Source organism: Globicatella sanguinis NBRC 15551 (genome assembly GCF_001552295.1).
Classification (GTDB): domain Bacteria; phylum Bacillota; class Bacilli; order Lactobacillales; family Aerococcaceae; genus Globicatella; species Globicatella sanguinis.
The window spans coordinates 1-21,005 of sequence record NZ_BCQX01000026.1 but is presented as its reverse complement, the minus strand read 5'-3'; the positions used below and the strand labels follow the sequence as shown (position 1 = coordinate 21,005).

The window sequence follows — 21,005 nt, the reverse complement described above, 5'->3', positions numbered from 1 at the left end:
ACATAAATATATCCACTCGATGATTTTAGTTGATCGAGTGGATATTAATCTATCTATTTAATTGTATATTAGCTTTGCGGCGTTGTTTCATCAGCTTCTAATGTAATAGTTAATTTTTGAGTTTCGCCTCTACGAATAATGGTTAATTCTACTTGGTCGCCTGCTTGATGTTTGTAAAGTTCTTTTCTTAAGTCCATCATGCCATTAATAGCGACACCATCAATTTCAGTAATGACATCGTATTTTTCCATACCTGCTTTATCTGCGGCTGTACCTGATACTACTTCGGATACTACGACACCATCTTCAGCATCTTCGGCTAAACCAAGCACTTCAGTTTTTGATCTCGCTGATAATTGATTAACAGGAATTAAATAACTTACACCTAAAACTGGTCTTGTTACTTTACCATTTGCTTCTAATTGTGAAATGACGTTTTGCACATCATTACTTGGGATAGCAAAGCCCATTCCTTCGATTTCAGTTGAGCTTAATTTACTAGAGTTAATACCAATTAATTCTCCGTTTTTATTAATAAGCGCTCCACCAGAGTTCCCCGGGTTAATCGCTGCATCGGTTTGGATTAAGTTCATTTCCCAATCATCTTCACCGTCATTATTCATATCAAATGGTACGACACGATCGGTTCCAGATACAATACCTTGTGTTACCGAACTTGAAAACTCACTTCCTAAAGGAGAGCCAATCGCAATTGCTAAACTTCCTACTTTTAATTGATCTGAATCAGCAAAAGTAATGGCTGTCTTTAATTTTTCTGAAGAAACTTTTAGGACTGCTAAATCTGTAAAGACATCTGTTCCGACTAATTCTGCGTCGACCGTGTCACCTTCAGCAGTGATAATTTGTAATTTGTCCGCGCCATCAACAACATGATTGTTGGTTACAATATAAGCTGTATCACCTTCAATTTTATATACAACCCCACTACCTGTTCCATACAATTCTAAAGATTGTTCTGGATCTTGTAAATCAACAGTTCCTTGACTATTTGAGCCATAACCATAGCCAAATCCATAATTACCAATTTGGTTCATATGTTGAGATTGTAAATTATTAACTGAAACTACCGCATCACCTGTTTTTTCTACGGCACCCATAATCGCTGATTCAAAGTCCGTTAATGTTTGACTATTGGTATCACTTTCTTGCGAATATGCTTTCATCTTTTCAGATGATTGAAATAGTCCATTAAACGCAAGTAAAAACACCATTCCAATGATAATGGCACTACCTAAAATACCGCCAAACACACTTTTCCAAAATGGATTATCTTTTTTATTTGAATTCATTGGGATTATGTTTTGTGAGTCATCATTTATTTTTTTGTTGTCCATAGTAATTCTCCTTTACTAATCTGATTATGTATTTAATATATCACTGATTTATGAATAATCATTGAACATTCTTCTATAAAACATTTACCAAATGTCTATTTTTTATGTTTAGTGGCTAAGCAAATCTTAAAAAAATTCTGTTTGGTTCTCGCTCTTTATTTTATAGCATAGTGATTGCGCAAGTCTCAAACTACGACTTAATGAAGCGGGCATAAACTTGAAAAATTCAGTTAAATGATTACTCGCTAATTAAAAACGCAGTGGTTGAGTGGGCTCAACCAACGTCCTAAAGACTTGTTTGAGACCTACTCCACTGTCCAGGAGTAGGCAAACGAAGCGAAAATTATTCAAATTTCTATTTCTGGCCAACTCCTAACTGTGCGAAGGTAAGCTGACGAAGCGAAAACCAATCACTTTTCTACCACTGGCGCATTGTCATTACATTAGTTAATTGTACTTGTTTATCATAGTCTTCTGACTGATATCATTAAAAAAAGGGTGAGCTTCAACGATAATCGTTTTTCGCTAAACCTTTTAAACTTTAGCATTTTGACTGGCTAAAAAATATATTTTTAACCTCTTTCAAGGATAACATAAGTAAATCAACAGATTACTTAATTCTTAACTCTACCTTCATTTTATAAGTACATTAATTTTGTTGATTGGGCTGGATCAGTCATATGGAGAGTAAAATCTTCATTCACTCGCATATCTTTAGCTGACATTGAATTAAACATTGTGGACATCGCTAGTTCTTTAGTATTATTGTCACGGCTCAAATGACCCAAATAGATTTCTTTAGTTTGATTGCCAATCATTTCAATCATGGCATTAGTGCCCGCTTCATTACTTAAATGCCCTTTATCACTTAATATTCGTTGCTTTAATGACCAAGGGTATTGTCCATAGCGAAGCATCTCGATTTCATGATTACTTTCTATTAAATAGGCACTTGCATTGCGCAATTGACTTTTAAGTCGATTACTTACATACCCCGTATCCGTCAACATTACAAATTGTTTATCACCTTTTTGAAAGGCATAAAACTGCGGCTGAGCAGCATCGTGGCTGACATTGTAACTTAATACATCAATATCACCCATTGACATCATTTGTTCGGGTTCAATATATTTTCTATTCTCTAGTGCAATTGCACCAATTTGTTTTTCCATCGCCAACCATGTTTGACGGTTAGCATAAATAGGAATATTGTATTTTCGTGATAAAACGCCGACTCCATGGATATGGTCTTTGTGCTCATGGGTTACAAAAATAGCATCCACCTTGGATAAATCGCGGTCAATTTGCTTAATTAACTCATGAATTTTCTTCCCACTAAGTCCTGCATCGATCAGAATCCTTTGGTTATCTGTTTCGACATATGTACAATTACCACTACTCCCACTCGCTAAAATAGCAAAGCGCAATCTTTCATCTTTTGTTTCTAACACTCTATCATCACTTTCTAACATCTTTAGAAGCCTCCAGCTCCTGATCCACCACCAGATCCACCAGAACTTCCACCACTAAATCCACCACCAAATCCACCGGTGTTGGTGCCACTATATTTGGTTGTTCGTGGTTGAGCACTTCCTATTATATTACTAATGGATTGATTCATCCCACGTGTTAAGATATATGGATTTGAATAGAATCCTCCTCCTACACGCATTTGTTCTAATTCAACTGGTTTAAACTCCATCTTCATCGCTTCAACTACTTTATCAGCGACACCTAAAGAAATAGCATAAACCAAAAACTCTTCCCAAAGCTCAAGCGAACCAATTTCTCGCATATTAAAATTACCAATATCATTCAACATATTTTTAAATCCAGTCCACTCTTTGATACGACGATCTTGGTCAGCTGTTCGGATTGGTTTAAGCAATACAATTAACCATATAATTAACGTCGCTGTCCAACTAGCTCCTCCAATGATCGCAATCAAAGGGATAAAATGTTGATACGCTGTATGATTAATCAGACTAATGGCAATTACCACAAAAATTGGGATAAAAACCAACCCCATGACACCATTTGCCGACGCTACCTTCTGCTCTTTGTTATTGCCTTTTAGTTGCATCCCTCTTACTTGGGTGAAATTGATAAATCGGGTCCAAAGATGATAGTTTTTCTTAGCTAAGCTACGATCCTTTGAGGCAGATTCTTCTAACTCTTGTAGCGTCACCGGTTGCTCCGTTGGCATTACATACTGTAAAGCGTACTTTTCATGTTTTTGCAATTGGCTGTCATCGCCATATTTTTCACCTGGTTCAATTAAAACGGTTGATTGGTCGCCTCTTGAAAACAGACCACGTCTTTCTTTGGTAACTTCAGTAAGAACTAAATAGCCTTTTCTAGCTAAATCCACAATTGTAGCGGTAAAGTCTTCTGTGGCTGGTGTTTCTTTAAAGACGGATGTCGTCATTAATGCTGGTGTTATATCTTCAGGTAAAGTGTAGATATGATCCGGCAGCTTTATCGGATTGGGATTGAGAGCTTTCTTTTTATTCAAATAATAAATTAACAACCCAATTGGTAAAGCAGGCATCAGAATCGATATTAACATTCCAAAAAGTCGAATCCAACCTAATTGAGTCGCATATGATTCACGATCTCGTTCGACTTGATCGTTCTCTCGCTCGATAATTTCATCTTTTTTCGCGACTTCTCGTTTATTTTGATTATTTGGTGTTAACGCAATCGGAAAAATAGAATTCACTTCCACAAATTGTTTCGGTGGGTTATTTGGCACCGTCACTTTAATGGCACTTTTTCCTTCATATTCTACCAACTCTACCTCTCCTTGAGGTGCACCATGGCCCCAAGCTCTAAAATCTTCTTGGTTCGCTACCTTTCCAGGTAAAACAATCAAAGCTTCAACATCTAAATAATCATCAATACCTCGACCCACAATTTTACGGTTAAATTCTGCTGTATCACTGAAATTGGTCACCAAATCGGTTAAAGTATATTCTAAAACAAAGGTTACTTTTTCGTTTTGGGCAGGATAGTAAACTTTAAATTCATAGATATCACTGGCTTGTGATACTTGATAAGTTTCACTAGCACCGGTTGGTGTCTCTTCAAATATTTCATCCTCTTGTGTTTGATTATCTTTGACCCCCACTTGATAATCCTTTAACTCATATCCTGTACGATCGATTTGAAACAACGCACCATTCATATAATCAACATCATAAACATACTCTTCTCTAAAACGCACACTGCCGTCTGAGCTAATCTGGGCAAGTATTTTTTCGCTAATAATGTTAAAATCTACCTCTTGCGCACTGACTAAACTAGGAAATATTACCAATAGCGCTAACCATAAAGTAATCCAAACTTTTGTTAAACGTTTCAAACAACTCACTCCTTTTGATTCCTAAAAAATTGGGAACACTACACACAAACTAAACCAGTTGTCTTGTAACTCAAGCGTCATACTACCACCATATTTTTTAGCGATAAAATCAATGTTTTTAAGACCATAACCATGATTTTCCTTATCCTTTTTTGAGGTCTCGGGTATAACCATTAAGTTCAATTGGTCATCGATACAATAGTTATCTACTCTTAATATTACCATTTTTCCACGATTTTGTAACTTAAGAGTCACTAATCTTTTCTCTGTTTCAGGAATTTTCTCCACGTGCTCAATCGCATTATCTAATGCATTTCCAAATAGACTACAGATATCCATAATTTCCATATTATGAAGTAAAGCACCATTAGCAATACAAGTAAGACTAATATCGTGTTCTTGACAATACATATTTTTTCGTGTCAAAAACGTATCCAATACACCATTGCCCGTTTCAATTTTATGATTCAAACTTTGAATCGCATCGCTCAAATCTGATAAATAACGACGGCGAACTTCAACATCATCTTCCGCTAAAATCACTTGTATTTGATGTTTTAAATCATGTGCTTTTCGGTTTATATAATTCGTATTCTCTGCATAAGCTTTATACTGATGATATTGCGATTGAAACAAATTCTGAATCGCATCCAATTCACGTCGACGATTTTGATCGATTAATTGATATTGTTGCATGTATAATAAGCAAATACCAGAGATATTCACAACCGTTCTGACAAAAAAGACGGAATAAGAATTCCCTAAGTGATAAGCCGTTTTAGTGAGTAAAAAACCGATATTGCTAGCTAAAAATATTAAAATACCGGTCATGATAAACATAATAACGGTTTTGCGGTTAACGGCATTTTTTAAACGTACATAATTAATCTTATGATCCCAAAAAATTATTATCGCTAAAATGAGTGCAACAATACCAATAAAATTAAGACACTCAACGAATAGATTGTTAGCCAATCTTGTTTCTAAAATAAAGGTTACATATATTTGCCATACGATCGATGCTAAAAATTCCGAAAGTATAAAGGCTTTGACTAGAAACATGAACAACATACTAGGATGTAGCTCCGCTAATAAATAGATTGTTAATCCCATCCATAAAATATTTAATAGCATTCCCGGAATCCATAACATTAAAGGCCAATTGGCAACTAATAAATGCAGCGCAATTTGTCCTAATAAAGTTAAAATCGAAATAATAACAAAACGACGATTAATTTCTTTTTTATAGGATAAACACAGATGATACACGTAATCCATTCCGTAAGAGCCGTATAAATTCGGGGGATATCGGGTAAGGAAGATTCAAACATTATAATACCTGCCCCCCTAAATACTGGGTAAATTTCTCAACGCATTCTTTTTTACGTGCACGACTTATTTGGATTTTATGTTCTCCTAGGTGTGCAATCCCAGCTGATTTGTCAATATGTTCTACATGTTCAAAATTAATAATATACGAATTATTACATCTAAAGAAACGTACCGGGTCGAGTTTTTCTTCAATATTTTTCATTGAATCAATCAGAGTAAAGCGTCCATTTAAGGTTACAAAATCAATATAATGTCCTTGGCTTTCACAATATAGTATCGAATGTTGATTTACTCTTTTAACCGTTCCACTGACTCGAACCACGATTGAATCATCTTGTTTCTTAACTTTTTTGATAATCTTTTTGAAATGTTCTTCGAAAGTAAACTTATTTAATGGTTTTAATAAAAAATCCGATGCTTCGACAGAATAACCTTGAATGGCAACTTGAACATGGTTCGTAATAAATACAATCAGCACCTCTGAATCGGTTTCCCTAATTTTTTTAGCGGTTGACATGCCATCCATAAATTCCATTTCAACATCTAAATAAATAATGTCAAAACTCGATTGAAAACGATCGACCAATTCAATCCCATCTGCAAAACAAGTAATATCCACTGATATTTATAAGTTAGCGGCATTATCTTCGATATATCTCACTAACCTTTCTCTAAATTCCTTATGGTCGTCTACAATTGCGATCCTCACCAATCATCACCTCATACTCTTTATTTTATTATACACTAATTCTGTAACAGACAATACTGGTTTACCTCTGAAGTGCTATCTTCAAACACATTATTTAATTTCAATAATATCAAACATTCATGTACTCTAAAAATCGAAAAAAAGCTGGAGCTTTGACTCCAGCTTGCTAATAGCCACCACATCGTCGTATTAATTTATACAATTGATTAGAAGGCTTTATTCCTATTTTTGTTTTAAAGGTGGTTAAAAAACCAAATAAACCCAAACGCAATTTTTTAAATGCACGAGGATTATTTTCTCGTAAACAACGCCATAATTCCTGTCTTTTTTCAAAAGCGTCATCGGTACCAATCCGATTTAATAAAGCGCTCGAAATATTGGTGACAATTTCAAGATGCTTCAATAAATAACGCTTTTAAAGAGGATGCAGTTGGTGGCTAAAATCATACGAATCAATCAATAATTTATTTACCTTAATTTGCTGATCAATGCGTTTCAACATCACTTTTTCGTTAATAGATTGATCATCTCTTCCGATAAAATAACGATAAAAGTCAACATTTAAATAATACATCGTGGTCATTTTGGTTAAGGGTACATATACAAACAAATTATCCACATAGAAGGTATTTTTTGGCAATTGTAATCCAGAAGCTTTCAATGCTTGTGTTTGATAAATAATCGAATGCATCATAATGTATTTTCCAGTTGGAAATGGACGGGTGTCACCCCATTGAAATATTTTATTTTCAGGGAAAATATAGCGGTAGCGAACAACCTTTTTGGCTTCAGCACCTTCTTGCTCATAAACATAATTGGCAAACAAAACTTCCACCGTTTGTTGATTGTTTTCAAACTCCGTTAAAGTATCCATGACACGTTTCAATGCCTCTTCATTGAGCCAATCATCACTATCCAATACTTTAAAGTATTTACCGGTCGCATGCTGCAATCCTGTATTTACCGCTCCACCATGACCTTTATTCTCTTGATGAATCGCAACCACAATATTTGGAAATTGCGCTTGATATTGTTTTGCTACTGCGAACGTTTCATCTTTTGAACCATCATCTACAACCAATAGCTCGATTCGCGCATCATTTAAATCGGTCACTGATTCGATTGCTTTATTTAAATAATCCTGTGAATTGTAACTCGGTACAACGATACTTAATAACTTCATCGTAATTCCTTTTAAAACTGTTAAGTCCTTCTCACAATAAACACATTTTTCAAACGTCGCAAAACTAGAAAAAGTTCCACTTAGGTTTAACTTCTCAATCAAACGCAAAAATTATAGTTAGTTCGAGTTTTAGATCATGTTTAACTTCATTATTCAAAATAGATACATGATAAGCATCCTCTGTATGAATTAAGTTTTAGACTACTGCTACATTAATAGTACATTAGTTTATCTTTTGTTATAATAGAGTTATCATTTGAAGGAGGCTAAAATATGGAATACCAACGTTTTGACTCAAAAATTATTGTCCGCCTTGACCGAGGCGATTATGTGATCGATAGCTTGAAAGAAGTGGCGAAAAAAGAAGCGATTCAAACTGGGTTCGTTAGTGCCATTGGAGCAGTTGATTTGGCACAACTTAATTATTTCTTTTTAAATTTACAAAACTATAAAACCGTTGATTTTGAAGAAGCATTTGAAGTTTTATCGATGAATGGCAACATTACTCAAAATAATGGAGAGCCGCATCTTCACTTGCATACGGTCCTTGGTAGAAGCGATTATTCTACAATCGGAGGACATTTACTTGATGCCCGAGTAAGTATCACTTTAGAAGTTATTATCGATATCATTGATACCACGATGACTCGTGAAGATGACGAAGAAATTAACAATTTTAAATATATGAAATTTGACGCTTAATCCCGTTTTGTATAAAAACATCAAAAAGGAACTGATCACTCGGATTTCCTCACTTAGCTACACTTTCAGTTAAGTGAGGAAAAGCACCCTGTGGTTCAGTTCCTTTTTTATCATTGCGGACGTTATCATCCTATAATACACATTTATTTTTGTTATTTTACACTCTTTAAAATCCAATACCCTTTGTCTTGAGTAATTTTTTCAACATTGTCAAACAATCTTTCCATATATTTAGCCATCGAAGGGGCACCTTGTTTCTTCTGAATCACGACATAGAGAATTCCGTTCGGTTGTAGTATTTGGTGTGCTTGCTTAACAAACGCTTGAATAACCGCTTTTCCAGCTCTAATCGGTGGATTCGTTACGACTACCTGAGCTGATTTTTTTAATGTAACAGTTGTCGCATCATGATGAATAAAGGTACAATTCGACACTTGATTGAGTTTAGCATTATCCTGTGAAAGTAATTGCGCTCGTTGATTAATTTCAACACCAATCACCTCAATTTTAGGATAACTTTTAGCCAAGCTAATGGCAATCGGACCATACCCACTCCCTAATTCAACTATCGGGCCCTCTAACAGAGAGGATAAATCTTCCACAACCGCCTCTAATAAAACTTTGGAGCCATAGTCGACTTGATTTTTAGAGAAAACACCACTATCGGTTTTAAATATTAAAGGGAAATTTAACCATTGAAATTGAATCGTTCTGACATTGTGATCCAAATGCTCATTATTTTCAAAATATTGATTAGACATTGCTCGCTTCCTTTATTCTGGATTGGCTACCATTATTTCTAAATCACCACGTAGGGTCACTGATTGAATCGCTGTTGGTAAAATAAATGAATCAGCTAGTTTAAGTGGGTACACTTTTCCATCGATCTCCATTTCACCTTCACCGGTAATGACTGTTGCCAAATAATAGTCCTTAGGTAAATCAACCACTAGCTCTTTTTTCAAGTCCCACTTGTAAACACTAAAATACTCATTGGTTAAATAGTGCACCACTTGACCCTCTTGATTGCCTTCGGTAGTAATTTCTAATTCTGGTGTTTGATGCGGAATCATCGTCACATCGAAAGACTGTTGTAAATGTAATTCACGCTCATGACCATTCGCATCCGTACGATGATAATCATAGACACGATAAGTAGTATCTGAGCTTTGTTGAATTTCTAAAATAACAATACCAGCACCAATCGCATGAATGGTACCATGTGGCACATAGAAAAAGTCGCCATCTTTAACCGGTACTTCGGTCAATAGTTCATCCCAATTATCTTTTTCAACTTGTTCGATAAATTCCTCTTTCGTTTGAGCTGTATGACCATACACTATTTTAGCTCCAGGAGCTGCCGAAATAATATACCAGCACTCCGTTTTTCCTAACTCGCCAGCTCCTTCATGCGCCGCAGCATATTGATCATCTGGATGAACCTGTACAGATAAGGCTTGAGAAGCATCAATGATTTTAGTTAATAAAGGAAATACTTCTTCTCTAGGGTTACCAAATAATGCGGGTTGTTCTTTATACAAACGATCTAAAGGTAACCCTTCTAACTCAGTCGGGGACATTACTTCTGTAACACCATTTGGATGACCACTGATCATCCATCCTTCTCCAGTTTGATTACTAGGAATCGGTAGGTCAAAATAAATCCCTAATTTATTACCACCCCATATTTTCTCTTGCAATACAGGTTTTAAAAATATTGGTTTCATAAAACAGCTTTCCTTCCTTTCACAATTTTTCAACAAACTTTCATCTTTTCATTCGATATTATAACACTTTTTCCTAGTTCATGGTAAACTAATAGTAGATTAATTTTGGAGGTTTGATGATGATCAAATTATTTGCATCCGATATGGACGGAACTTTATTAGACGAAACACATACTATCAATGACCGCACCGCTAAAGCCATCCATGATTTGCAAGCAGCTGGAGTAGAATTTATGATAGCAACCGGACGTGACTACCAATCTGCCAGTCGCTTAACAAAAGCTCAAAATATATCTTGCGCGATGATTAATTTAAACGGTGCATTAGTGCACGACAAAGACGGAAACGTCATCTATGATTGCCCTCTAGAACAAGAAACAATCGAGAGCGTCATCGCTTATTTAAAAGACCATGGCTTATTGTATACAATTTATACCGAAGCTTATTCTTATTTTTATAACCGTGATGAATATATCCAAAACACCTTTAAAATTTTACAGAAGCGCTTTGACTTTGACGATTTAACCATGGCTCAAATTAAAGATAATTTAATGGAAAACAAAGACGCTTCAGAATTTACTTTTTCTAAAGAAAACCCGGTTTTAAAAATGATGATTATGAGCGATGATGACGACAAATTGCATCAAACTCGTCTTTACCTTGAAAAATTCCCTGAACTCGATGTCACTTCATCAGGACCAGGAAATATTGAACTTACACATAAAAATGCTCAAAAAGGTCTGGCTATTATTAAATATATTGAAAAGCAAGGTTATACCATGGATAATGTTGTCACGATTGGCGATTCTTTAAATGACCGTTCCATGTTACAACTTTGTCCGAATAGTTATGCCATGGCAAATGCCAGTGAAGAAATCAAAGAAATGGCTGCGCATACGACCTTTAGTAATGATCAATATGGCGTGGCGGTGGTCATCGAAGAATTATTAGAAAATATGAAAAAATAAACCTCATTAAAAGAGTGAATTGCCCGTGAGCATTGACAGCCATCACGAGTAATTCACGCTTTTTTAGTATTTTGTGAGTTTTATTTGATATTGACTAGCAATATTATTTTTTACGCATTGTTTTACGGATATCTAATGCTACGGCGGCCACAATGACAATACCTTGGAAAACATTGGTCATTTCTGGTGTGATACCCAAGAATTGTAAACACGTTTTTAATAACTCAAATACCAATACCCCGACTAAAATTCCCGGTACGCGTCCAACCCCACCAGAGGTTGAAACCCCACCGATAGTGGCAGCAGCAATCGCTTCTAACTCATACCCGGTTCCGGCCGTTACGGCTGCTGAACCTGTTTTAGCGGTTAATAAAAACCCTGCGACAGCATACATGGTTCCAGCTAAAGCATAAATCAATAGTTTAGATTTGGCAGTGTTCACTCCAGACACCTCGGCAGCGACTTCATTACCACCTATCGCATACATTTGTTTACCATAAACGGTGTATCGATATAAAATATACATAAAAATCCCCGCTACAATTGCTACGAAAGTTAAATACGGTATTTGCAAGCCACCTAATTTGACCCCTTGTGCACCAAAACGTGTATAGGTTTGATTCAATGAACCAATAGGCGCATTTTTAGATAACATCATATTTAATCCATAGATGGCAATTTGTGTCCCCAATGTCGCGATAAAAGGCGGTACATGTAAGCGCGAGATAATTAAACCATTGACAACCCCTAAAGCTAATCCGACCGCTAAAGCAGCCAATAACGCCACAATAATTGGTGACCCTGCAATACCCGGATACATCACACCTGAAGCATCTGCTCTTTGTAAAAAGACCGCTGCCACAACTGATGTTATCCCAACGATACGCCCTGCTGATAGGTCTGTTCCACGGATAATAAGTGGACCTGAGATACCTAAAGCAATAATAAAACGTACCGAAACATTGGCTAAAATATTTTTTAAGTTATTAAAACTCAAAAAATTATTGGCACTAAAAGCCGTATAAATGACCATTAAAACAATGACCACGATTAAGGCATTCTCAATAATTTGCTCTTTAAAGCTACGTTTTGGTTTAATGATTTCACTCATTCGCTGCACTCTCCTTTGATTGCATGAATTTGGTAGCTAAATCCATGACTTTTTCTTGCGTTGCTTCTTCTTTCGATAAAAATCCAGAAATCTTGCCTTCACACATTACCATAATCCGATCAGATAGCCCTAAAATTTCACTCATTTCAGAAGAAATAACGATAATAGATTTGCCTTGTTTGGCTAAACGATTAATAATTTCATAAATTTCAAACTTCGCTCCAACGTCAATCCCACGTGTCGGTTCATCTAAAATTAAAATATCCGGATTTGTTGCCAGCCACCGGGCTAATATCACTTTTTGTTGGTTACCTCCAGATAAATTTTCAATCGCTGTGTGTTGACTAGGTGTCTTGGTTCGCATACTGTCAATGCCTTGCTTCACCACTTCAGCAATTGATTGTTCATTTAGTAAACCATATTTATTTTTATATTTAGATACCGACGCCGTAATGATATTATCACTAACCGATAATACGCCAAAAATCCCTGAACCTCGTCGGTCTTCTGTCACTAATGCAAAACCATTTTTAATCGCATCTTTTGGATCTTTATTCCAGATTTCTTGGCCACGATGAATAACTTTGCCACCTTCGATATGATCACGCAATCCAAAAATAGCTTCCATTAGTTCTGAACGTTGGGCTCCTACTAAACCTGCGACTCCTAAGATTTCACCTTCTTTTAACTCAAAAGAACAGTTTTGAAATGATTTTGGATTTGGAGATGTATAATTTTTAACTTCTAAAATATTTTGCTCACCCGGTCCAAAATCTTTATCAGGGAATTGATTGGCAAGTTCGCGCCCCACCATATGTCGAATAATTTCATTTATCGTAATGGTAGCAGAATTATAAGTACCAACATATTGTCCATCACGCATAATCGTAATTTCATCCGATATACGTAAAATCTCATCCATTTTATGAGAAATATAAATAATACCCATGCCAGTCGCACGTAAAGCATCAATAACTTTAAATAAGTTCTCTACTTCCGCTGCAGTTAAAGACGATGTTGGCTCATCCATGATTAATATTTTAGCGCGGTGAGAAATGGTCTTCGCTATTTCAACTGATTGTTGTTGTGAAATCGTTAAATCACCTAAGCGTGTGCGCGGCGAAACATTCAATCCAATAATATCTAAAAATTTCTTAGTCTCTTTTTCCATTGCTTCATGATCTACAAATAGGCCTTTTTTAGGATAATCTCCCAAAAACATGTTTTCAGCAATCGTCATTTCAGGAATGGGTTGTAATTCTTGGTGAATCATCGCCACTCCATGGTCCAAAGCTTCTTTAGAAGTTAAAAAATTCACTTCTTCGCCTTCTATTTTAATTGACCCATTGTCCCGGTAATAAATACCATACAAACATTTCATTAAGGTTGATTTACCTGCACCATTTTCTCCCATTAAGGCATGGACTGTTCCTTTTTTAACAGTCAATTGGGCTTTATCTAGTGCTTTAACCCCTGGGAAAATTTTATCAATGTCTTTCATTTCTAAAATTACATTATTTTCCACTGTATCACATCCTTTATAATTATAAAGAGGGCTCCCGCTCATAGTGATCAGAAGCCCCATCTGTTTATTAAATTAAAGATTATTCACCGTATGCTTCTTCTAGACGTGTTTGGTATTCTTTAATCGTTTCTTCACGATAGTCTAAACGTTTTAATTCAGCATCTTCTGGTTTAGTTGCTTTAACATAATCATGCCAGAAATAAGGTGCTACTTCTTCACCATTTAATAATTTCACTGCAACTTCAGCAGCTGTATGTGATTGGTTGAAATGATCATTTAATACTGTTCCAGTAAATTCACCTTTACCAATTAACTCTACAACTTCTGGTAAAGCATCTACCCCAACGATATAGATGTCTTCGTTCACTTTACGTCCAGCGCCATTGATCGCTTGAACAGCCCCTAAAGCCATACCATCATTATTAGAGAAGATCACTTCTAAATCCTCACCATATTGACTTAAAGCATTGGCAGCAATCTCTTGACCTTTTGCTTGATCCCAGTTACCACGTTGTGCTTCACCTAAGATTTCAACATCAATTGATTTAGCTAATGTCTCAACAGAATATTTAGTACGTTGTTCAGCGTCAACGTTACCAGCATCCCCTTGGATCATGATATATTTAACAACACCATCACCGTTAATATCCCCTTTGTTTTCTAGGTCAGCAATGATTTCACCTTGATAAACACCTGATTGACGAGCATCAACCCCTACATAAGTTGTTTTACCAGGCCATAATTCCATTGTTGAAACATCTGGTTCACGGTTAATTAAAACGACTGGAATATCTGCTGATTGTGCAGATAAGATAATTTGGTCTGCACCAGTAGGGTCAACTAAGTTCGCGATTAGCAAGTCTTTACCTTGTGCGATAAAGTTATTTAATTGCTCTGTTTGAGTTGCTTGGTCATTTTTTCCATCTTGAAATTCAAGATTATAAGTATTGCCATCTTTTTCGCCTAATTCTTTAAAATAAGCTTCTAATTCATTACGGAATAATGTCATAAAGTTGTCGTTATATTGATAGATTGCAACCCCAATTTCGTAAGTTTGTCCTTCTGCTCTTACTTGGGTTGGTAATACTGTGACTAAAGCAATCATGAATGCAAATAAAGCAACAAATAATTTTTTAACAGTTTTCATTAAATTTACCCCTTTATTTTATTGTCTGAGCATTTAGCTGTGCGATGAGCCTCTTTAAAGAATGATATATCCTCCTTTCATCTGTCTTTTTGTTAATCTAATGATGCTAGAAAGTCCCTCGTGCTCATCTGGTAATTTTCAAGCTCTACTACTATTATAAATGCGTTTTCATTATCGTTCCATAGCATTTTGTAAAGATTATATGTCATTTTGTTTAATCGCTTACATTGTGGTAAAATATATTTACGAAAATGTTTATTGGAGGTTCAAATGAAAAGTTACTGGAAACATTATTTTATCGATAATCATGATATTGCTTTAATCGAAGCCGGTGTTCAAAAAAATCTTCCCTCACAAATTAATGATTATACCGTGCACCATGATTACGTCATCCACATCGTTTTATCTGGTAAAGGTTACTTTGTTGTCAATCATCAACATTATGAACTTCAAAAGAATGACTGTTTTATTTTAAAGAAAGACCATCATGTTTATTATGAACCTGACCATGATGATCCTTGGACTATTGGTTGGATTGCTCTAGGTGGCAAAAATATTGAACATTATTTAAAAGATACTATTATTACACACCGTGACACCTTTCATTTTAAAGAAGACAGTGCTGTTTATTATCAAATAATCGATCTAATCACTTTTCTCGAAACGATTAATCCACAAATGACTTCGAATAAATTAAAAATAATCGGACTACTTTACAACTTATTAGCAGAAATCAATCTTGAATTAATCGACCCGTCAACATTTATAAGATTTACCTTGCCTGAAGTACCACAACTCGCTCAAAATATCAGGCACTATTTAAAAACGAATTATCATCTTCCTATCACCATTGAAGAAGTTGCTCTACATTTCGGTATCAGTCGTAATTATCTCTTTCAAATTTGTAAGAAATATTTTAATTTATCACCGAAACAAATTTTGCTTGAAAGTCGTATGGCGCAAGCAGCGTGTTTACTACGTTCTAGCCAATTAAAAATTAGTGAAATTTCCGAACAAGTGGGTTATCGAGATACATTCCAATTTTCCAAGATGTTCAAAAATTATTTTGGACATAGTCCATCACAGTATCGTATTTTAAGTGATGAAACGATTGATGATTCTGTTTTAACATTACCCATTCTATATCACGAAAAGTCTTTATTAAATACTAAAAAACCTAATGTTGAAATTTGGTTATAAAACTTTGCGCAAAATAACCAATTTATCATTTTACTATTTGTAGTAAGCTTGGCGATAATGGTTGGAAAAATTTGACTTCCATAATCATTCAGGTCCTATCATAAATCTACAGAAGGCTTTGATAGCTCTGTGAGAGAGCGTCTCAATCTGCGTCTTAATGACTAGATGAGCTCCCTCGCTTTTTGAACTATTATGTCAATTGCATGTGAAATAAATTTAAGAACACCCTATAATCGATAATTTTATGCTGATTATTTTCATTCACAAGACCGTGTCTCATTTTGAGACATATTTTGCTTAATTATTAAGAATTTATCAAGTTTTGCGATGAATTTTTCGAAATTTTATGAAAATGAAAATAACACTCAAAACAGGCTGTTTTTGTGTCTCAAAATGAGACACTATGAAAATTTATGAAAACAAAAAAGTGACATTTTTTATCGCTTCTAGTACTTTTGTTGTCTTTGGAATGCTTACATTGTTCACTTATATTTCTGATGAAAATTTTTTATTCATTTTGAAAACTGAAACTTTGTGAAACGGTATTTTTGAGCGGACTAGACAACAATCTCGACATTGATAGAAGACTCGTCATAAATTATGTTTATTCCATCTAGTCATTGAGCTTTAATTATCAGCACATGACTGAATGGCATCAAATTTCGTCTTCAAGACAAGTTTAACCCCTCTCAATGATGTGGAAAAATGAGGAGCCGAATCAAAAAATCATCTCATTTTCTATTCTTGTCTACTCGCTACTTGATTGATGGTTAATACCAGAGACGACCACTTCTGTTTTTTTATTTCTGAACATTTCATGCATAACAGTTTGGTATTTTATATTTTGTCACATTCCATTTTACAATCTATCGTATTAAAAAAAACTGACCCAACAGATACCTTCTCATTAAAGTACTGTTAAGTCAGTTTATTTTATATTAAGCGGTAACGAAACGATAAACCGTTCGACTAGTAAAAGTGTCCCCTGGTCTTAATACCGTATCCCCATGAAGTGGATTATTAATAGCATTTGGTAAATTTTGGGTTTCTAAAGTGACGCCAGCAAATGGTAACAGTGGCTGACCCCAAATTTCTTCAATATTGGTTAAGTAGCCATGAGTATAAATAACTACTGCGTTTTCTGTTGTAGTCATCTCAATACGACGATTCTTTGCTGGTAATTGAATGATGGCCTGTGGACCTTCGACGGTTTTATCGATTAACCATGGATGGTCAAAACCTTTTGTATAATCAAATTGAGGTTCTGGTTGATGAACCCGGTCACCAATCAAGATCGCTTCACGCAGGTCAAAGACAGTATCACTTACAGGTTCTAATCTGCCTAAAGGGATCGTGTCATTTTTTAATGGCATATATTTATCACTATGAACTTGTAAAAAGTGATTTTCTATACTTTGAGTATTATTCCCATTTAAATTAAAATACACATGATTCGTCGGATTAAAGATAGTTGGTGCATCCGTTGATGCCAGGTAATCAATCGTCCATTGATTTTGTTCATTATAAGTATACGTTACTTTTAATGTTAAATTACCAGGATACTGATTATGTCCGGCTTTGTCATACAGTGAAAACTCAACACGAACTTCATCTTCTGATTCAATAATATCAAAATTGAACTTTTGTAAATCAAAGCCATCGAAACCGCCATGTAAATGGTTCGCTTTATCGTTGGTTTCGAGTTGATATAACTGTCCATCAATAACCGCCTGACCTAATTCTACTCGACCGGCTACACGACCAATTGTTGCCCCATAATAACTACCCGAATCAAACACTTCTTGAGCATTTTGATGCCCTAAAATAATTTGCTCATACTCTCCCTTATCATTTTGGATGCCCCAACGATTGATACGTGCCCCCAGATCACAAAAGCTGATTTGTGTTCCTTGTTTGTTGGTAATAAAAATCTCTGAATAGTCGATTCCTTCATATTGACCAAAAGGTTTAATTTCAACTTGCACAAAGATTAACTCCTTTCTTCTTACTCTTTTGATTGATTATAATGCTTTGGCACCATCGCCAACTTCAGCGACATAAAATTCAGCTGAATAACCAACCGTTTTTTCATATTCTGCCTGTACGGCTGCTTTCACGGCCTCTAATTGCTCACGGTTCACTAAGGCAATCGCACAGCCACCCATTCCTGCTCCGGTCATCCGTGCGCCTAATACCCCCGGTTGTTCCCAAGCAGTATGCACCAAGGTATCTAACTCCAGTCCCGTTACTTCATAATCGTCACGTAAACTAATATGAGATTGATTTAATAATTTTCCAAATTCTACTAAATCTCCTGATGTCAAGGCTGCTTTAGCTAATTTTGTACGTTCGTTTTCATACACTGCGTGTTTAGCACGACGTTCCAATACTTCATCACCAATTAAATGACGATTGGCTTCAAATGCTTCAATCGATAACTCACCTAAGGCTTTGATATCTAATTGGGTTTGAAGTCGTTTTAGCGCTTCTTCACATTGGCTACGACGTTCGTTATAATTGGATTCCACTAATTCCCGTCGCTTTTTTGTATTCATAATTAAAACTACATTATCACCAAATTCTGCTGGTACTAATTCGTATTCTAAAGTATTGGTATCTAAATAGATTGCGTGGTCTTTAGCACCCATTCCAATTGCAAATTGATCCATAATTCCTGAATTAACACCTATAAATTGATTTTCAACTCTTTGGCCAATTTTTACTAATTCAACCCGATCGATTTCAAATCCAAATAAATCTTGAATGGTTACCCCAATTAAAAGTTCTAATGAAGAAGAAGAGGACAAACCAGAACCATTAGGGATATTGCCATAAATAACAATGTCGAATCCTTTATCAATAGCATAACCTGCCTCTGCCATATATTTAATCACACCTTTGACAAAGTTAGTCCAACTATCTTCTTTCTTATTGACTAACTCATTAAGGTCGAAACTAATAATCCCTACCTCTTCAAAGTTTAATGAATAGCAATTAACGGTTGTATCTTCACGTGTTGCTGCCACAGCGTAAGTACCATTCGTAATTGCACAAGGAAAGACACGTCCTCCATTATAATCGGTATGCTCACCAATTAAGTTAATACGTCCTGGCGCAAAATAAGCTTTGCCACCTTCATGTTGAAATAGTTCATTAAATTTTTTATTTAATTGCTCAATGATCATCGGCTCATGCCTCCTACAAATTTTTATACAAACTCATTATAACGTTTTTATGGAATCGCTTCAATCATATATCAAAAAATGTTGAATGTTGCACAAAGTCTTTTATTGCTTTCAACCAAATGATTCGTTAAACTGATGAAAAGAGAAGGGTGTGAAATGACCCTCTATATATATTACAAGGAGGAATTGTTTTGATTAAAGTAATTTTTGTTTGTTTAGGCAATATTTGCCGTTCCCCGATGGCTGAAGCTGTTTTTAAATCTTTAGTTGAAGAAAAAGGTTTATCTGATCGGATCATCATCGATTCTGCGGCGACTAGTTCATGGGAACATGGTAACCCTGTTCATTCTGGAACCCGTGAGCGTTTAGCAAAAGAAAATATTTCGGTTGAAGGGATGCATTCACGTCCATTAGCAGAAAATGACTTATCTGCTGATTATCTAATCGGAATGGATCAACAAAATATCCGTAACATAAAACGCTTTGCTGGCAATGATTTTACTGGTGAAATCAAATTACTGTTACAATATGCTAATCGCGAAGACGAAATTGCGGACCCCTATTACACTGGCGACTTTGAAACCACCTATCAAGATGTTCTTCAAGGCTGTCAGGCTTTGCTTGACTATTTAATTGAAAACCATTCATTATAATCCTATGACAATATTCAACTTTTTAGCCTAAAGATTAATTTTTCATTAGAAACAATTGAGAAAATGTGCCAAGTTTGTTATAATCAATTTATTAGAATTATGTCATTTTTCTCATTACACTTTACTTTTTTTAATATTTATTTTATTATAAAACAGTTGCGATGAATAAAATGTTAATCTTAATCAAGGAGGCTACAAAGTGATTGAATCATTAATTGTTCCAAAAAATCGATTACTATGTATTAATGAATCTTTAAATTGTCAAGAAGCGATTCAATTACTCGAGTCAAACGGTTTACGTTGTGCACCTGTATTGGATGCTACAAACACCATCTTTAGAGGCAATATTTATCGTTATCATATTTATCAACATAAATTTAGATATCCTCAAGCTGATTTAAGCACGATACCTGTTACGCATTTTCTAAAAAATACAACCAAAGTCGTTAGAACTTCTGACAGTATCTTACGCTTATTATTTGTGATTAATGATTTACCACATATCGCGGTTTTATCTGATCAAAATACTTTTGTAGGGATTATCGAACATACGGATATGATGACTTTTTTAGCAGAAGCATGGTTATCCGATAATGCGAAATATGTTTTAGAAGTGACTGCTAAAGGACAAGTTGGGGAGTTAACTAAACTGATTCGCTTAATTAATCGCTATACGCATATTATCAGCTCTCTAACATTTGAGAACACAAAATACGGTAGCGAAAGTAAATTTTTATTTGTGTTACCGAGTGGTTTTGACATCGTCGAATTTAATGATTTGCAACGACTTTTGAACCGGAAACAATATAAAACCAAACATTATAAAATGAAATAATAAATAAGG

At 35.2% G+C, this 21,005-nt stretch carries 19 protein-coding genes; 5 read left to right on the top strand and 14 right to left on the bottom strand.

The features are described from left to right. Positions 1-68 precede the first annotated feature (68 nt). From GSA01S_RS03545 to GSA01S_RS03520, 7 genes are all read right to left on the bottom strand, one after another. The gene (locus tag GSA01S_RS03545) at positions 69-1,355 is read right to left on the bottom strand and encodes a S1C family serine protease (protein ID WP_066124952.1); all 1,287 of its coding nucleotides are present in this window, start codon (positions 1,353-1,355) and stop codon (positions 69-71) included. Positions 1,356-1,993: 638 nt separating this feature from the next. Then, on the bottom strand, positions 1,994-2,827 hold the full coding sequence (locus tag GSA01S_RS03540; RefSeq protein ID WP_066124950.1) for an MBL fold metallo-hydrolase: 834 nt from the start codon (positions 2,825-2,827) through the stop codon (positions 1,994-1,996). A gap of 2 nt (positions 2,828-2,829) precedes the next feature. Beyond that, positions 2,830-4,719: a DUF2207 domain-containing protein gene (locus tag GSA01S_RS03535; RefSeq protein ID WP_066124948.1), complete on the bottom strand. Its 1,890-nt coding sequence runs from the start codon at positions 4,717-4,719 to the stop codon at positions 2,830-2,832. 21 nt (positions 4,720-4,740) lie between these two features. Next, positions 4,741-5,988, bottom strand: a complete 1,248-nt coding sequence (locus GSA01S_RS03530) for a sensor histidine kinase (RefSeq protein ID WP_066124945.1) — start codon at positions 5,986-5,988, stop codon at positions 4,741-4,743. Positions 5,989-6,049: 61 nt separating this feature from the next. Further along, positions 6,050-6,670, bottom strand: a complete 621-nt coding sequence (locus GSA01S_RS03525; RefSeq protein WP_083513182.1) for a LytR/AlgR family response regulator transcription factor — start codon at positions 6,668-6,670, stop codon at positions 6,050-6,052. Between the two features lie 256 nt (positions 6,671-6,926). Beyond that, a complete protein-coding gene (locus GSA01S_RS11075) occupies positions 6,927-7,163 on the bottom strand; it encodes a hypothetical protein (RefSeq protein WP_245631258.1) in 237 nt (78 codons plus the stop codon). Positions 7,164-7,175: 12 nt separating this feature from the next. Continuing rightward, positions 7,176-7,943 carry a glycosyltransferase family 2 protein gene (locus GSA01S_RS03520; protein ID WP_245631257.1) on the bottom strand — a complete coding sequence of 256 codons (768 nt, stop codon included), beginning with the start codon at positions 7,941-7,943 and terminating at the stop codon, positions 7,176-7,178. Positions 7,944-8,216: 273 nt separating this feature from the next. On the opposite strand from GSA01S_RS03520, the gene GSA01S_RS03515 reads away from it, so the two are divergent. Further along, positions 8,217-8,645: a PPC domain-containing DNA-binding protein gene (locus GSA01S_RS03515; RefSeq protein WP_066124941.1), complete on the top strand. Its 429-nt coding sequence runs from the start codon at positions 8,217-8,219 to the stop codon at positions 8,643-8,645. Between the two features lie 152 nt (positions 8,646-8,797). Here GSA01S_RS03515 and GSA01S_RS03510 read toward each other — a convergent pair whose 3' ends face one another. Next, positions 8,798-9,406 carry a class I SAM-dependent methyltransferase gene (locus GSA01S_RS03510; protein WP_066124940.1) on the bottom strand — a complete coding sequence of 203 codons (609 nt, stop codon included), beginning with the start codon at positions 9,404-9,406 and terminating at the stop codon, positions 8,798-8,800. 12 nt (positions 9,407-9,418) lie between these two features. Next, complete coding sequence (manA, locus tag GSA01S_RS03505) at positions 9,419-10,372, bottom strand: mannose-6-phosphate isomerase, class I (protein ID WP_066124939.1); 954 nt, start codon at positions 10,370-10,372, stop codon at positions 9,419-9,421. A gap of 119 nt (positions 10,373-10,491) precedes the next feature. Here manA and GSA01S_RS03500 point away from each other — a divergent pair, with 119 nt between their 5' ends. Beyond that, positions 10,492-11,340 (top strand): Cof-type HAD-IIB family hydrolase, encoded by an 849-nt coding sequence (locus tag GSA01S_RS03500; RefSeq protein WP_066124937.1) that lies wholly within the window; start codon positions 10,492-10,494, stop codon positions 11,338-11,340. 103 nt (positions 11,341-11,443) lie between these two features. On the opposite strand, the gene GSA01S_RS03495 is transcribed toward GSA01S_RS03500, so the two are convergent. The 3 genes from GSA01S_RS03495 to GSA01S_RS03485 are packed head-to-tail and all read right to left on the bottom strand — an operon-like array spanning position 11,444 to position 15,123. Next, the gene (locus GSA01S_RS03495) at positions 11,444-12,451 is read right to left on the bottom strand and encodes an ABC transporter permease subunit (protein ID WP_066124936.1); all 1,008 of its coding nucleotides are present in this window, start codon (positions 12,449-12,451) and stop codon (positions 11,444-11,446) included. Beyond that, positions 12,444-14,018 carry a sugar ABC transporter ATP-binding protein gene (locus GSA01S_RS03490; protein WP_066124934.1) on the bottom strand — a complete coding sequence of 525 codons (1,575 nt, stop codon included), beginning with the start codon at positions 14,016-14,018 and terminating at the stop codon, positions 12,444-12,446. Before GSA01S_RS03490 ends, GSA01S_RS03495 begins: the two co-directional genes overlap by 8 nt. A gap of 37 nt (positions 14,019-14,055) precedes the next feature. Beyond that, entirely contained in the window at positions 14,056-15,123 is a 1,068-nt protein-coding gene (locus GSA01S_RS03485; RefSeq protein ID WP_066124932.1) for a galactose ABC transporter substrate-binding protein, read from the bottom strand. A 270-nt stretch (positions 15,124-15,393) separates the two neighbouring features. Here GSA01S_RS03485 and GSA01S_RS03480 point away from each other — a divergent pair, with 270 nt between their 5' ends. Next, positions 15,394-16,323 (top strand): helix-turn-helix transcriptional regulator, encoded by a 930-nt coding sequence (locus GSA01S_RS03480; RefSeq protein ID WP_066124930.1) that lies wholly within the window; start codon positions 15,394-15,396, stop codon positions 16,321-16,323. A 938-nt stretch (positions 16,324-17,261) separates the two neighbouring features. Here GSA01S_RS03480 and GSA01S_RS03475 read toward each other — a convergent pair. Both GSA01S_RS03475 and GSA01S_RS03470 read right to left on the bottom strand, forming a co-directional pair. Next, positions 17,262-18,308 (bottom strand): aldose epimerase family protein, encoded by a 1,047-nt coding sequence (locus GSA01S_RS03475; protein WP_066124928.1) that lies wholly within the window; start codon positions 18,306-18,308, stop codon positions 17,262-17,264. A 36-nt stretch (positions 18,309-18,344) separates the two neighbouring features. Continuing rightward, complete coding sequence (locus GSA01S_RS03470; protein ID WP_066124927.1) at positions 18,345-19,508, bottom strand: galactokinase; 1,164 nt, start codon at positions 19,506-19,508, stop codon at positions 18,345-18,347. 191 nt (positions 19,509-19,699) lie between these two features. Here GSA01S_RS03470 and GSA01S_RS03465 point away from each other — a divergent pair, with 191 nt between their 5' ends. Beyond that, entirely contained in the window at positions 19,700-20,161 is a 462-nt protein-coding gene (locus tag GSA01S_RS03465) for a low molecular weight protein-tyrosine-phosphatase (protein ID WP_066124925.1), read from the top strand. Between the two features lie 199 nt (positions 20,162-20,360). Further along, positions 20,361-20,996 (top strand): cyclic di-AMP binding protein CbpA, encoded by a 636-nt coding sequence (cbpA, locus tag GSA01S_RS03460; protein WP_066124923.1) that lies wholly within the window; start codon positions 20,361-20,363, stop codon positions 20,994-20,996. The last annotated feature ends 9 nt before the right edge of the window (positions 20,997-21,005 follow it).